The sequence below is a fragment of the Pseudomonas sp. MYb60 genome (assembly GCF_002979555.1).
Taxonomy (GTDB): domain Bacteria; phylum Pseudomonadota; class Gammaproteobacteria; order Pseudomonadales; family Pseudomonadaceae; genus Aquipseudomonas.
The window spans coordinates 86,902-100,674 of the sequence record NZ_PCOZ01000002.1 but is presented as its reverse complement, the minus strand read 5'-3'; the positions used below and the strand labels follow the sequence as shown (position 1 = coordinate 100,674).

Sequence of the window (13,773 nt, the reverse complement as noted above, 5' to 3'; positions counted from 1 at the left end):
CTCACAAGGAATAGAAAGCATGTTGAAAAAGACCCTCGCCGCTCTGGCAATCGGTACGGCCCTGCTGTCTGCAGGTCAGGTAATGGCGGCTGACTACAAGATCGACAAGGAAGGCCAGCACGCCTTCATCGACTGGAAAATCAGCCACCTGGGCTACAGCTTCATCCACGGTACCTTCAAGGACTGGGATGGCTCGTTCAGCTGGGATGCCGCCAAGCCTGAGGCCAGCAAAATCGCGGTCGACGTGAAAACCGCCAGCCTGTGGTCCAACCACGCAGAGCGTGACAAGCACATCGCCAGCAAAGACTTCCTGGACGTTGCCAAGTTTGCCGACGCCAAGTTCGTCTCCACCGCGGTTAAATCCACCGGTAAAGACACCGCTGACGTGACCGGCGACCTGACCTTCCACGGCGTGACCAAGCCAGTGGTCTTCAAGGCTACCTTCAACGGTGAAGGCAAGGATCCATGGGGTGGCGAACGTGCTGGCTTCAACGCCAAGACCACCGTCAACCTGAACGATTTCGGCGTCAAAGGCCCAGGCCCGACGTCGCAGACCGTTGACCTGGACATCTCGCTGGAAGGCGTCAAGCAGAAGTAATTTGTGTTGAGTCAAAAAAAATGCCCCGGCTCGAAAGAGGCGGGGCATTTTTTATGGGCTACAAAGACTCAGCGGTTGCGGGTCAGCAACGCTGGTTTTTCACCACGAGGACGGCCTGGCAACTGATCCAGTTGCTCAGGTGTCGGGAAGCGATCAGCCTTCGACTCCTTGTGGATGATCTTCGGCGCCGGGCCGCCACGCGGGTTTTGCACCGCTGGCTCGGACGAACGCGGCTGGTCATCGCGGGCTGGGCGACGATTGTTGCTGCGCGAGTCTTCGCGGCGGGCCTGGCCATCACGTGGTGCACCACTGCGCGGGCCGTTGCGCTTGGCAGGCGGGGTACCGGTGGTGCCGCCGCTGCTGTTGCGTGGACCATTCTGACGACCACCTTGTGGCTGACCGCCACGTGGAGCGCCTGCGCCTGCGCCCTGTGCCGGGGCACCTGGACGACGGCCACGGCCTTGAGCCGGTTTGGCCTGCGGCACATAGTCGACGCGGTTACCGAAGTTATCCACGTCGTCGTCGAGGAACTCGTCCGGCGCGCGGTCGGCAGCAGCGCGTGGCGGCTGGCTCGGCTGGCGCTGTTCGCGGGCCGGGGTGCCTTCACGGGGTTTCTGCTCGCGGGCCGGGCGTTCGCCACGACCGTTGGTAGGCGCTTTTTCCTTGCCGCCTTTGTCTTTGCCCTTGTCGCGACGACCACCGCCACCACCGCCGCCGTTCGGGCCATCGCCCTTCGGACCACGTGGGTTGCGCGGGTTGCGCACGTCCGGACGCTCGCGCGCTTCTGGCTTCTCGGCCTCCACGGCGCTGGCATCGAAGCCCATCAGGTCGCCGTCGGCGATTTTCTGCTTGGTCATGCGCTCGATGCTTTTCAGCAGTTTTTCTTCGTCCGGTGCAACCAGGGAGATGGCTTCACCCGAACGACCGGCACGACCGGTACGGCCGATACGGTGCACGTAGTCTTCATCGACGTTAGGCAGCTCGAAGTTGACCACGTGTGGCAACTGGTCGATATCCAGGCCGCGGGCGGCGATATCGGTGGCGACCAGGATGCGTACAGTGCCGGCTTTGAAGTCAGCCAGGGCCTTGGTGCGTGCGTTCTGGCTCTTGTTGCCGTGGATGGCGACGGCGGTGAGGCCGTGCTTGTCCAGGTACTCGGCCAGGCGGTTGGCGCCGTGCTTGGTGCGGGTGAACACCAGCACTTGTTCCCAGGCGCCGGCGGTGATCAGGTGCGCCAGCAGCGCACGCTTGTGGCTGGCCGCCAGGCGGAACACGCGCTGCTCGATACGCTCGACCGTGGTGTTCGGCGGCGTGACTTCGATACGTTCCGGGTTATGCAGCAGCTTGCCAGCCAGGGCGGTGATGTCCTGGGAGAACGTTGCCGAGAACAGCAGGTTCTGACGTTTGGCCGGCAGGCGCGCGAGGACCTTTTTCACGTCATGGACAAAGCCCATGTCGAGCATGCGGTCGGCTTCGTCCAGCACGAGGATTTCTACGTGGGACAGATCGACGCTGCCTTGGCCGCACAGGTCGAGCAAACGGCCAGGGCATGCCACCAGTACGTCGACGCCACGGGACATGGCCTGAACCTGTGGGTTCATGCCAACGCCGCCGAAGATGCAGGCACTGACGAACTTCAAGTCGCGGGCATACAGCTTGAAGCTGTCGTGCACCTGGGCGGCGAGTTCGCGGGTGGGGGTCAGGACCAGTACGCGCGGTTGGCGCGGGCCGTGACGCTGGGATTTGTCCGGGTGACCGTTGGGGAACAACCGCTCCAGAATCGGGAGGGCGAAGCCGCCGGTTTTACCAGTACCTGTCTGTGCCGCAACCATCAGGTCGCGACCTTGCAACACGGCGGGAATGGCCCGCTGTTGCACCGGAGTAGGCTCGGTATAGCCCGCTGCCTCGATGGCGCGGACTAAAGCCTCGGAGAGACCGAGGGAAGCAAAGGACATGAGTAATCCTGTTTTAGTTAGGGCTTGGCCCAAAGGGATAATCTTGCCGGGCGTGAATGGCGCTTAGGGGAGCGCAACCCCGTCCGGTCCTGCTGCGTCTGGCGGGCACTCCACCGGCTCGCGCGGGCTGAAAGCTGCGCTGTAGCGGGGTTGGGTGCCTTTTTCAAGACCTCAGCGGCCGGGCGTGAGCCTGGCGGAAAGGCCGGAGTATAACAGAGCAATCACTGCGCGCTGCTTTCGTGGTGCTCAACGGTGCCTCCCGAGGCCGTATTTGCCTGGATTCCACCATATTTGGCGCTCAATGCGGTGTAGGCCGGTTCCTGTTTGAAGCGCTTGAGCTCGGCAGCAAAGCGCTGCACCAGCAGGTCCATGCCCGCCCCACGGCGCACCGCGAGGAACTGCTGTTGGCGGCTGACCACCGCCGGCGCCTGGCTGACCTTGCCTTCCAGGCCCATTGCCTTGATCACGTGCTGGCCCACCCGGCGGTCGGTGATCACCAGGTCGACGCGGCCCAGCAGCAATTTGCCGAAGTTGGCGTCGTGGCTGGGCGCCGGTTCGCGCTTGAACAGGGGTGAATTGCTGAATTCGGGGCCATACAGGTAGCCCGGCGAGGTGCCAACGGTGAGGCCGCGGGCGTCGTCCAGGGTCTGGGCCGGGTGCGGGCGCTCATTGGCGTAGAACAGCACGAACTCCACATCCGACAAGGGTTCGCTGGGGTACAGCAGCAGGGCATCGCGGTCGTGGCTGTGGAAAATATCCAGTGCTCCATCGGCCTGGCCCTGGTCGAGCATGGCCAGGCAGCGTTTCCACGGCAGGAATTGCCATTGCACTTCCACGCCCAGGCGTTCGAACACGATCACCGTGGTTTCATAGTCGAGGCCGCGCATGACGCCCTGTTCTTCATACACATAGGGTGCCCAGGGCTCGGTGACAATGCGCAACTTCTCGCCGTGAGCGGCCAGGCTCAGGCAAGCAAAGAGGGCGGCAGTCAACAGCTTCAGGAGGACGGGCATGCCCTGAGGTTACGATGCTCGTGCCTTAAAGAGAAGCTCTGGCACGCGCCTTGGAAACGAAAAGGCCCGCGCACGGGCGAGGGCCTTGGTACCGCAAGTGACGCGTTAGCGTGGCAGCTTGAGGTTGTTCCAGATAGCCAGGCTCGGCTCGGACTGGTTCAAGGTATAGAAGTGCAACCCTGGCGCGCCGCCTTGCAGCAGGCGTTCGCACATTTCGCTGATGACCTGCTCGCCGAACGCCTGAATGCTCTTGACGTCGTCGCCGTAAGCTTCCAGTTGCTTGCGCACCCAGCGTGGGATCTCGGCGCCGCAGGCGTCGGAGAAGCGCGCCAGCTTGCTGTAGTTGGTGATCGGCATGATGCCCGGCACGATCGGGATGTTCACGCCCATCGCCCGTACACGCTCGACGAAGTAGAAGTAGCTGTCGGCGTTGAAGAAGTACTGGGTGATCGCGCTGTCGGCACCGGCGTTGGCCTTGTGCACGAAGTTCTGCAGGTCGTGCTCGAAATTGCGCGCCTGGGGGTGCATTTCCGGGTAGGCCGCGACTTCGATGTGGAAATGATCGCCGCTTTCTTCGCGGATGAAGCTCACCAGGTCGCTGGCGTAGCGCAGCTCACCGCTGGCCATGCCCATGCCGGATGGCAGGTCGCCGCGCAGGGCGACGATGCGCTTGATGCCGGCTTGCTTGTATTGAGTCAGCAGGCCGCGCAGGTCGTCCTTGCTGTCGCCCACGCACGACAAGTGCGGAGCGGCGGGAACTTTGACTTCGCTTTCCAGCTGCAACACGGTGTTGATCGTGCGGTCACGGGTCGAGCCGCCGGCGCCGTAGGTGCAGGAGAAGAAGTCGGGGTTGTAGCTGGCCAACTGCTTGGCAGTCGCCATCAGTTTTTCATGCCCAGCATCGGTCTTGGTGGGGAAGAACTCGAAGCTGTAGCGACGGTCTTGGGACATGGTCATACCCTTTGAAACTCAAAAGCCTGGAAGGCATACACAATCGATGCAGTTGCCGGCTCCCACAGAAGCCGGCAACTGCAGGTCGATCAGTAGCGGTAAGCGTGCGGCTTGAACGGACCTTCGACGGTCACGCCGATGTAGTCGGCCTGGGTCTTGGTCAGTTGAGTCACCACGCCGCCGAAGCCGCGGACCATTTCCAGGGCCACTTCTTCGTCGAGTTTCTTCGGCAGTACTTCAACGGTCAGGCGCTCGGCTTTCTGGGCAGGCGACAGGTCGGCGTATTTCTGCTCGAACAGGAAGATCTGCGCCAGTACCTGGTTGGCGAACGAGCCGTCCATGATGCGGCTTGGGTGGCCGGTGGCGTTGCCCAGGTTTACCAGGCGGCCTTCGGCCAGCAGGATCAGGTAGTCATCGTTCTGCGGGTCAAAATCGCCTGCGCCGGTGCGGTGAACCTTGTGCACCTGTGGCTTCACTTCTTCCCATGCCCAGTTTTTGCGCATGAAAGCGGTGTCGATCTCGTTGTCGAAGTGGCCGATGTTGCAGACAACAGCGCGCTTCTTCAGGGCCTTGAGCATGTTCGCATCACAGACATTCACGTTGCCGGTGGTGGTCACGATCAGGTCGATCTTGCCCAGCAGCGCTTTGTCGATGCTCGCTTCGGTGCCGTCGTTCTGGCCGTCGATGAACGGCGAAACCACTTCGAAACCGTCCATGCAGGCTTGCATGGCGCAGATCGGGTCAACTTCGGAGACTTTAACAATCATGCCTTCCTGACGCAGGGACTGGGACGAACCCTTACCCACGTCACCGTAGCCGATCACCAGCGCTTGCTTGCCCGACAGCAGGTGGTCGGTGCCGCGCTTGATGGCGTCGTTCAGGCTGTGACGGCAGCCGTACTTGTTGTCGTTCTTGCTCTTGGTCACCGAGTCGTTGACGTTGATGGCCGGGATTTTCAGCTCGCCCTTGGCCAACATGTCCAGCAGACGGTGCACGCCGGTGGTGGTTTCTTCGGTCACGCCGTGGACGCGGTCGAGGATCGCTGGGTATTTCTTGTGCAGCAGCTCGGTCAGGTCGCCGCCGTCGTCGAGGATCATGTTGGCATCCCAAGGCGCGCCGTCCTTCAGGATAGTTTGCTCCAGGCACCACTCGTACTCTTCTTCGGTCTCGCCTTTCCAGGCGAATACCGGGATACCGGCAGCAGCGATTGCGGCAGCGGCCTGGTCTTGAGTCGAGAAGATGTTGCAGGACGACCAACGCACTTCGGCACCCAGGGCAACCAGGGTTTCGATCAGCACGGCGGTCTGGATGGTCATGTGGATGCAGCCGAGGATCTTCGCGCCCTTGAGCGGTTGCTCAGCCGAATACTTGCGACGCAGGCCCATCAGGGCTGGCATTTCGGATTCGGCGATAAAGGTTTCGCGACGGCCCCAGGCAGCGAGGGACATGTCGGCGACTTTGTAGTCGTTGAAATCTGCAGGCGTGTTGACAGCGCTCATGAAGAGCCTCCATTCGTAGTGTGCGAATGGGCGCCGTTGTGCGTTTAGTATCAGGCCAGGTGGACCAGGCCGGACAACGCCCCATCCGAGCCTGACAGGTTGAACCTGCTGCAGCGCCCCTCGGACAGGTGGCGGGAAAACGGTAACAAGTGGATATGACCGTTTTGAAACGGCGCCGATTATAGCCGTGTGCGGCACACATCCCAAGCCTTTCTGTCGGCCAGATGAAGATCGTTCATGGGGCTGATAGGCAATGCCGCATAGAGCTTGGGCCCGGGCTCTGCCATGATGTTGCCCATCATTCGGCAAGACGCTTTGGAGTGACCATGAACTTCCACACCCGCAAATGGGTAAAACCTGAAGACCTCAACCCCAACGGCACCCTGTTCGGCGGCAGCCTGCTGCGCTGGATCGACGAAGAAGCGGCGATCTACGCGATTGTCCAGTTGGGCAACCAGCGCGTTGTTACCAAGTACATCTCCGAGATCAACTTCGTCAGCGCCTCGCGCCAGGGCGACATCATCGAGCTGGGCATTACCGCCACTGAGTTCGGCCGCACCTCCATCACCCTGACGTGTGAAGTGCGCAACAAAATCACCCGCAAAAGCATCCTCACCGTGGAAAAAATGGTCTTCGTCAATCTCGGCGAAGACGGCCTGCCGGCGCCACACGGGCGTACCGAGATCAAGTACGTGAAGGACCAGTTCCAAGAGGAATAACCGGCGCCGCAGGATGATTTGCATTGCCAAATCATTCTGCGTGGATCTTTCCGAGGTTCTCTCATCACTCAGGATTACGTCCTGTAGAGAGCGCCTCGCCAATGAAAATAACAAGTTCGGTTGTTCAGGGTCTTTCACGGCCACCGCAAACTGCCCCCCAGGACGTGAACACGCCTCTGGTCGCAGGTGTGGGCCCGCGAAAGTTGAGCCTGCAGCGCAATAGCGATGGGCGCGTGGAGGTGACCCTGTCGCCGCCGCCGCCCCATCACCTGGTGCTCAGCGGCGGTGGTGCCAAGGGCATTGCCTTTCCTGGCGTGGTGCAGGCGCTGGAGGAGGGCGAGAAACTGCAGGGCGTGAAGGTTATTTCCGGCTCGTCCGCCGGGGCGATTTCTGCCGCGTTGCTGGCCAGTGGACTGGGGGCCAAATCGTTTGGCGAACTGTCCAACAGCATCGACATGCCAGCGTTGCTCAACAGCAAAGACCCGGTGACAGCCTGGCTGCAAACGATCAGCGCCCAGCTCGGCCAGCTGGCCGGGCACCTGCCAGGTCAAGCCGGCAGTGTCTCGCAATTATTGTTGACGCTATTGCCGCGCTTGCAGACCGAGGCGACGCTCCTCGAAGAGATGATGAGCAACGAGTCGCGCCAATCGATCCTTGCCCATATTGCGGACACGCCCAGGGCCCGCCGGCCCGCCGACGTCATGAACATTGCCGACAAGCTGAGCGCTGGAGCGGCACCGACGTTTCGTGACCTTGAGGTGTTAAGTCGACATATCCCTGCGATCAAGCAACTCAACATCACCGGTACAGGCATGTTCGATGGCCGTCCGCAGTTGGTGGTGTTCAATGCCAGCCTGACCCCTGATATGGACATCGCCCGTGCTGCGCGTATTTCAAGTTCACTGCCGGTGTTGTTCAAGAGCCCGCAGGAGCAAGGCTTAGGGTTTCAGGCGCTGGCCGAAGTCACGGGCTTCCAGGACGGTGGGTTGTTCGCGAATACGCCTGCACCGGGTGCGATTGAGCGCTCGTTTGTGCCGAGCCCGCTAAGCCGGCCAGAGGCGCTGATCGTCCAGTTCGAGGCGGAGCAGGGAACGTCGAAGGCAAGCGGCGATTTTTTCAGCGCCATTGTCGACACCCTTACCGGTACACCGCACTCGGCGGCCAATGCCTATCAAACGCAGCGGCTCGAAGCGTTGAGCGACCAGAAGGTGACTTTGCCGCTGAACACGGAAAAAGGTGATTTTCGCGGCATGCTTAACGGCACCCTCAATTTCTCCATGACCGCCGAGCAGAAACTGCATTTGCAGGCACAAGCCCAGAAAACCGTGGCGACCCACTTGAGTGCGCGCAGTCAGGCGCTTGAAAGCCACCCGTTTGACTCCCTGGATGCAGCGGTGCTGGCCATGGACGATGAACTGCTCGCCGGCGTGCAGGACCCGCTGCGCAAAGACCCGGCTGCGGCGGACGTGCTGATGTTTCGCAGGGATGCGCTGCACGCGCTGAAGGCCCTGGACGCTGCGATTGCCGATGCCAATCAAGCCAGCGATTCACTGACAATCACACCGAAACTCGCCGCAGCACTGCGCAACCTGGACGCACTCGCCCGCAGTCCTGAGCGGATCGAGTGGCTGGGGCGACGTCTCAATGCGGCGGGATTTCCCAATTTCCAGCAATTGCTGCAGGTGGCGGCCAAGGAGGCGGAGGCTTTGCCTCTGTCCAGGGTAATGGCCAGCGGCGTGGCGGAAATGAAACGGCGCGACATTGCTGTGAAGGCCGAGAATTTCACCCGCGAGGTGATTTATCCGTCGCTTTTCCGGCCGGGCCAGCCGGCATCCAACGTGGAGTTGTTGCAACATGTCGAGCGCAAGCTGGCCGCAGCCACCACGCCAGACGCGTTCAATGCCGGGCTTGACCACCTCATTCAACACTACAAGGCGCGCAATAAACCGTGGAACACCGCGTTCAGCTCCACGACTGTGGAAATGGCCAAGGCTTGGCGCATTCCGGTTTAAATACGTGGCCATTGAACAGCTAATGTCGCGGCGTGTCGTAGCTACAGGCACCTCTCGGACTCTGATCAATCATGGCCACTCAAGAAGACGGCAAGACCCCCAACCTGTCGCAGGAAGAGCAACAGGATGTGGACAAGAATCAGCCACCCCGTGCGGCCGTGCTGCATGAAATCATCCGCACCCAGGGCGATCAGGAGCTGGAGCGCAGTGTCGCTGCGCTGTGGTGGTCGGCACTGGCGGCCGGGCTGACCATGGGCCTGTCGTTGATGGCGATGGGGTTGCTCAACTCCAGGTTGCCGGAGGGCGAAGGGTTCAAAGTGATTGCCAGCTTCGGGTACTGCGCGGGCTTTCTGGCGGTGATCCTCGCGCGCCAGCAACTGTTCACCGAAAACACCCTGACCGCCGTGCTGCCGGTCATGAGCAAACCCACCCTGAACAATGCGGGGCGACTGCTGCGGTTATGGTCGGTGGTGCTGGTGGGTAACCTTTGCGGCACCTTGCTGGTGGCCTATGTGATGTTGCACCTGCCGATCTTCGACACCAAGACCGACCTGGCCTTTCTGGAGATCGGACGCAAGATCATGGAAAACGACGCCGGCCAGATGTTCGCCAAAGGCATCATTTCCGGCTGGATGATTGCCACCATGGTGTGGATGATCCCGTCCATGGAGAGCGCCAAGATGTGGATCATTATCCTCATCACCTACCTGATGGCGCTGGGGGATTTCACCCACATCGTCGTCGGTTCGGCGGAAGTGTCCTACCTGGTGTTTGCCGGCGAGTTGCCGTGGAAGGATTTCTGGCTGGTGTTCGCCGGGCCGACCCTGGCGGGCAATATCATCGGCGGCAGTTTTATCTTCGCGTTGATCAGCCACGCGCAGATTCGCAGCGAAAGCAGCCTGCCGGGCAAGAAGACTGCGGACCCACGGCATCCGCAGTCCCTCGACAAGGATCAGTGAGGTTCAGGTGCGGCCTGGGGCTCGTCCCGGGTCACACGCTTGACCAGCTTGCCGATACTCAACCCCTGCAACAGGATCGACGACAGCACCACGATGTAGGTGATGCTCAGCAGCAGGTCACGTTCCGGGCCCAATGGCAGTGCCAAGGCGAGCGCCACAGACACCCCGCCCCGCAAACCGCCCCAGGTGAGGATGCGGATGGTGCCGCGCGGCACCGTCCGCCAGCGGCGCAGCAACAGGATCGCCGGGGCTACCGTCAGCAGGCGTGACAACAGGATGGCGACCGCCAGCAGGCTGGCGGCGAACACGTGCAGCCAGTTGAACGGCAACAGCAGCAGTTCCATGCCGATCAGCGCGAACAGCAGGGCGTTGAGCATGTCATCGAGCAACTCCCAGAAACCGTCCAGGTAGCGGCGGGTCATGTCGTTCATCGCCAGCTTGCGGCCCAGGTTGCCGATGATCAGGCCCGCGACCACCATCGCAATCGGCGCCGAGACATGCAGCTCGGTGGCCATCGCCGAGCCGCCGATCACCAGGGCAAGGGTCAGCATCACTTCGATCTGGTGCTGCTCGATGCTCTTGATCATCAGGTACACCAGGTAGCCGATGAGCCCGCCGAACACCACGCCACCAATGGCTTCATGGGCGAACAGCATGGCGGTTGCGCCGACGGTGGGGGTTTCACCCAGCTGGGCGATACCCAGCAAGACGGTAAACACCACCACGGCGGTGCCGTCGTTGAACAGCGACTCGCCCACGATGGTGGTCTTCAATGGCTTGGAGGCGTTGGCAGTACGCAGCACGCCGAGTACTGCGATGGGGTCGGTGGGCGAGATCAGCGCGCCGAACAACAGGCAGTACAGGAAGCTTACATGCCAGCCGAACAGGGCAAAGATGTAATACGCCAGGCTGCCGATCACCACGGTGGCGATCAACACGCCAAAGGTCGCCAGCAGGCCGATCGGCCAGCGGTAGCTGCGCAGGTCATTGAGGTTGACGTGCAAGGCGCCGGCGAATAACAGGAACGACAGCATCCAGTTCATCAGCAGGTCGCCGAAGTCGATCTGGCCGATCAATTGCTGGATGCGCTCTTCCAGGCCCGGGTAACCGAGCACGCTCAAGCCTTGCAGGATCAGGGAAAACACCAGGGCCGTGACCATCACGCCGATGGTGGGTGGCAGGCCGATGAAACGGAAGTTCACATAGGTGAGCAGGGTGGTGAGGCAGATGAAAGCGGCGACAAGTTCAAGCATCCGGGGTCCTTGGAAGTTGGGGGGGGATGGATCATTAACGGGTGGGTGGACCGCAGCCACGGCGCGAGGTTGCAGGGCGCAGGGCAAAAGACCGGTAGAACCTTTGGGCGTGCAGCGGTTCATAGCGGTGGGTGCGGCGTGTGAGGTTTAGTGCTAAAACTCTAATTTCTGTTTAAAAACTAAAAAAGGAATCAGTGATGACGGTGGCCTTCTGGTGTGTGTTGATCGCAATTTTCCTGCCTTACCTGTGCACAGGTCTGGCCAAGTTCAGCGGCGGCAAGTTCGGGCCCCGGCAGAATCATGACCCGCGGGCATTCCTGGACAACCTCGACGGGTTCGCCCGCCGTGCGCACAACGCCCAGCTCAACAGCTTCGAGGTCACCCCAGCCTTTGCGGCGGCGGTGATTATCGCGCACCTGGCCGGTGAAGCCGAACTGGTGACCATCAATGTGTTGGCCGTGCTGTTTATCACCAGCCGCCTGTTGTACATCATCTGTTACGTGGCCGATTGGGCGATCCTGCGGTCGCTGGTGTGGTTCGCGGGCATGGTGTTGATTGCGAGTTTCTTCTTCGTCTCGATCTGAAGGTTGTCGAGCCGGCTCCCACACCCGCTCGACATTATTCTTCAGCTTCCTACAGGTGCATCCGGCACTTGCGGCAATGCCGTGCCTTTTGGCCACAGCATCCAGATCTGGCCTTGTTGCTTCATGTTCCCCGCCAGTTCTCCCGCGGCATTGCCGGTGCCCCAGAACAAGTCCGCGCGGACTTCGCCGGTGATGGCGCCGCCGGTGTCCTGCGCCGCGACGGGCCGTGCAATCGGTGAACCATCAGGTTTGGTCGTGGACAACCACAACAGGCTGCCCAATGGGATTACCTTGCGATCCACCGCCACGCTGTAGCCGGCCGTCAGTGGCACGTTCAGCGAGCCGCGCGGGCCTTCGTTGCTGTCGGGGCGCGCGCTGAAAAATACATAGCTGGGGTTGCTCGCCAACAGTTCCGGGATGCGTTGCGGGTGCGCCTTGGCCCAGGCGCTGATGGCGCCCATGGTCACGTCTTCTTTCTTCAGTTCGCCTTGTTCCACCAGCCAGCGGCCGATAGGGCGATAGGGGTGGCCGTTCTGGTCGCCATATCCGACGCGCAGTTGGCGCCCGCCGGCCAGTTGAATGCGGCCCGAGCCCTGGATTTGCAGGAACTGCAGGTCCATCGGGTCGGTGAGCCAGGCAATCGGTTTGGCGCTGGAGCCCTGGCCGTTGATGGTGCCGGCGTCATCGTAGGGCTTGAGTACACGACCTTCCAGGCGACCGCGCAGGCGCTTGCCCTTGAGTTCTGGGTAAATGCTTTCCAGGTTGACGATGATCATGTCGTCCGGCACGCCGTACACCGGCACATTGGCTTTGGCGGTGCGGGTCAGGCTGCCGGGGTAGACAGGTTCGTAGTAACCGGTGATCAGGCCGTTCGGCGTGTTGTCGGCCGAGCGCAGGCCAAACACATCCAGGCGCTCCTTGAGAAACCCACGCACGGCGGGAGCATTGGCCGGCACCGTGGCCGCGGCGGCACAGGTCGCGCCCCAGACTGGATCGGCCTTGAGGCGCTGGCAGGCGCTGCGCCAGGAACCGAAGCCGGCCAGCAGGTCGGCGTCGGACACTGCCGGCAAGGCTTCCCATGGCGCGCTCACGTAGGTGGCGACGGCGTGGGGTTTCTCTGGTTCGGGCTTGAGTGCCGGTGTGTCGGCATCCTTGCCCGCGTCACAACCGGCCAGCAGCGCGATCATCGGCAGCGCCCAGACCAGGCGGCGGCTCCAGTGTTTCGAGATGACATTCATGCAAGCATTTCCTGAAGCGATTGCCCGCGCCGTAGCGTCTGCAGGCAATCCTTATTATTAATAGGGCTATTGGTCTTTGCGGGCGGGGCGAGGATACTGGCCGCCGTTTCCCGTGACCTCGAAGCCACCATGACTTTCAAACGACTCACCGTTGTACTGCTGGCCTGCCTGACCCTGTCCGCCTGTGGCGGTGTTGACCCGAATTCGCCCCTGGGCCAGCGCAAGGCGATCTTCAAGCAAATGCTCAAGACCGGCGAAGACCTGGGCGGCATGTTGCGCGGGCGTATCCCGTTCGACGGCGCTAGATTCGCCGAAGGCGCGGTCAAGCTGGACGCGTTGTCCCACGAGCCGTGGAAGCATTTTCCGAGTGTGCGCGAAGAGGATCACACCAGCGCCAAGGATGATGTCTGGCAGAAACAGGCGCAATTCCAGCAATTGGCGCGCAACCTGGAAGCGGCCACCGCGCAATTGGTGACCGCCAGCCAGGTCCAGCCCTACACGGCCAGCAACCTGGGGCCTGCGGTGCAGAACGTTGAAGATGCCTGCAGCGCCTGCCATAAACAGTTCCGGGACCACTGACCGGTTTTACTGGTCGAGTTCTTCCACGGCTTCCTGCAGCTCCTTGCGGGACTCGGCGAGCTTGTCTTTACGCTTGTTGATCTTCTCGGCGTCACCTTTTTTCATCGCCTTGTCGAGGTCGGCCTGACGGCGGCTGACTTCGTGCTTGGCGTCGAGCACCTTGTTTTCACGCTCTTTTTTCAAGGACGCGTCGGTGCAGTGGGTGGTGACTTCGCTGAGGGCTTTTTCCAGGCCGGCTTGCTGGGCACTGTTGCCGTGGGCCTTGGCCTGCTCGATCTGAAGGCTGATGGCCTGGCGCTTGGCGGCGCAGCCTGTGAGTTGGGGCGCCTGCTCGTCGGCCAGCAGGGGGGTGGCCATGAAGCTTGCGACGGTCAGCAGGGCAAAAGGGGCTAGAAATTTCATGTGGGGCTCCA

General features: G+C 61.6%; 13 protein-coding genes and 1 riboswitch. Of the genes, 6 read left to right on the top strand and 7 right to left on the bottom strand.

The window, feature by feature from the left end; all coding sequences use genetic code 11:
- Positions 1 to 19: 19 nt before the first annotated feature.
- A complete protein-coding gene (locus tag CQ041_RS03160) occupies positions 20 to 598 on the top strand; it encodes a YceI family protein (RefSeq protein ID WP_105521058.1) in 579 nt (192 codons plus the stop codon).
- A gap of 68 nt (positions 599 to 666) precedes the next feature.
- On the opposite strand, the gene CQ041_RS03155 is transcribed toward CQ041_RS03160, so the two are convergent.
- From CQ041_RS03155 to ahcY, 4 genes are all read right to left on the bottom strand, one after another.
- Positions 667 to 2,553, bottom strand: a complete 1,887-nt coding sequence (locus tag CQ041_RS03155; protein ID WP_105521057.1) for a DEAD/DEAH box helicase — start codon at positions 2,551 to 2,553, stop codon at positions 667 to 669.
- A 221-nt stretch (positions 2,554 to 2,774) separates the two neighbouring features.
- Entirely contained in the window at positions 2,775 to 3,566 is a 792-nt protein-coding gene (locus CQ041_RS03150; RefSeq protein ID WP_105521056.1) for an ABC transporter substrate-binding protein, read from the bottom strand.
- 105 nt (positions 3,567 to 3,671) lie between these two features.
- Complete coding sequence (metF, locus tag CQ041_RS03145; RefSeq protein WP_105521466.1) at positions 3,672 to 4,517, bottom strand: methylenetetrahydrofolate reductase [NAD(P)H]; 846 nt, start codon at positions 4,515 to 4,517, stop codon at positions 3,672 to 3,674.
- Positions 4,518 to 4,606: 89 nt separating this feature from the next.
- Positions 4,607 to 6,016: an adenosylhomocysteinase gene (gene ahcY, locus CQ041_RS03140; RefSeq protein WP_105521055.1), complete on the bottom strand. Its 1,410-nt coding sequence runs from the start codon at positions 6,014 to 6,016 to the stop codon at positions 4,607 to 4,609.
- Between the two features lie 21 nt (positions 6,017 to 6,037).
- Positions 6,038 to 6,144: riboswitch (S-adenosyl-L-homocysteine riboswitch) on the bottom strand.
- Positions 6,145 to 6,342: 198 nt separating this feature from the next.
- Here ahcY and CQ041_RS03135 point away from each other — a divergent pair.
- The 3 genes from CQ041_RS03135 (at position 6,343) to CQ041_RS03125 (ending at position 9,706) form a co-directional block, all read left to right on the top strand.
- Positions 6,343 to 6,735: an acyl-CoA thioesterase gene (locus CQ041_RS03135; protein WP_105521054.1), complete on the top strand. Its 393-nt coding sequence runs from the start codon at positions 6,343 to 6,345 to the stop codon at positions 6,733 to 6,735.
- A 101-nt stretch (positions 6,736 to 6,836) separates the two neighbouring features.
- Entirely contained in the window at positions 6,837 to 8,747 is a 1,911-nt protein-coding gene (locus CQ041_RS03130) for a patatin-like phospholipase family protein (RefSeq protein ID WP_105521053.1), read from the top strand.
- Between the two features lie 71 nt (positions 8,748 to 8,818).
- Complete coding sequence (locus CQ041_RS03125; RefSeq protein WP_105521052.1) at positions 8,819 to 9,706, top strand: formate/nitrite transporter family protein; 888 nt, start codon at positions 8,819 to 8,821, stop codon at positions 9,704 to 9,706.
- On the opposite strand, the gene CQ041_RS03120 is transcribed toward CQ041_RS03125, so the two are convergent.
- On the bottom strand, positions 9,700 to 10,959 hold the full coding sequence (locus CQ041_RS03120) for a sodium:proton antiporter (RefSeq protein WP_105521051.1): 1,260 nt from the start codon (positions 10,957 to 10,959) through the stop codon (positions 9,700 to 9,702). The genes CQ041_RS03125 and CQ041_RS03120 overlap by 7 nt on opposite strands.
- A 197-nt stretch (positions 10,960 to 11,156) precedes the next feature.
- On the opposite strand from CQ041_RS03120, the gene CQ041_RS03115 reads away from it, so the two are divergent.
- Positions 11,157 to 11,543 (top strand): MAPEG family protein, encoded by a 387-nt coding sequence (locus CQ041_RS03115; protein WP_105521050.1) that lies wholly within the window; start codon positions 11,157 to 11,159, stop codon positions 11,541 to 11,543.
- Between the two features lie 41 nt (positions 11,544 to 11,584).
- Here CQ041_RS03115 and CQ041_RS03110 read toward each other — a convergent pair whose 3' ends face one another.
- On the bottom strand, positions 11,585 to 12,781 hold the full coding sequence (locus tag CQ041_RS03110) for a murein transglycosylase A (protein WP_105521049.1): 1,197 nt from the start codon (positions 12,779 to 12,781) through the stop codon (positions 11,585 to 11,587).
- Positions 12,782 to 12,910: 129 nt separating this feature from the next.
- On the opposite strand from CQ041_RS03110, the gene CQ041_RS03105 reads away from it, so the two are divergent.
- Positions 12,911 to 13,360 (top strand): cytochrome c, encoded by a 450-nt coding sequence (locus tag CQ041_RS03105; protein WP_105521048.1) that lies wholly within the window; start codon positions 12,911 to 12,913, stop codon positions 13,358 to 13,360.
- A gap of 6 nt (positions 13,361 to 13,366) precedes the next feature.
- Here CQ041_RS03105 and CQ041_RS03100 read toward each other — a convergent pair whose 3' ends face one another.
- Positions 13,367 to 13,762 (bottom strand): DUF1090 domain-containing protein, encoded by a 396-nt coding sequence (locus CQ041_RS03100; protein WP_105521047.1) that lies wholly within the window; start codon positions 13,760 to 13,762, stop codon positions 13,367 to 13,369.
- Positions 13,763 to 13,773: the final 11 nt, after the last annotated feature.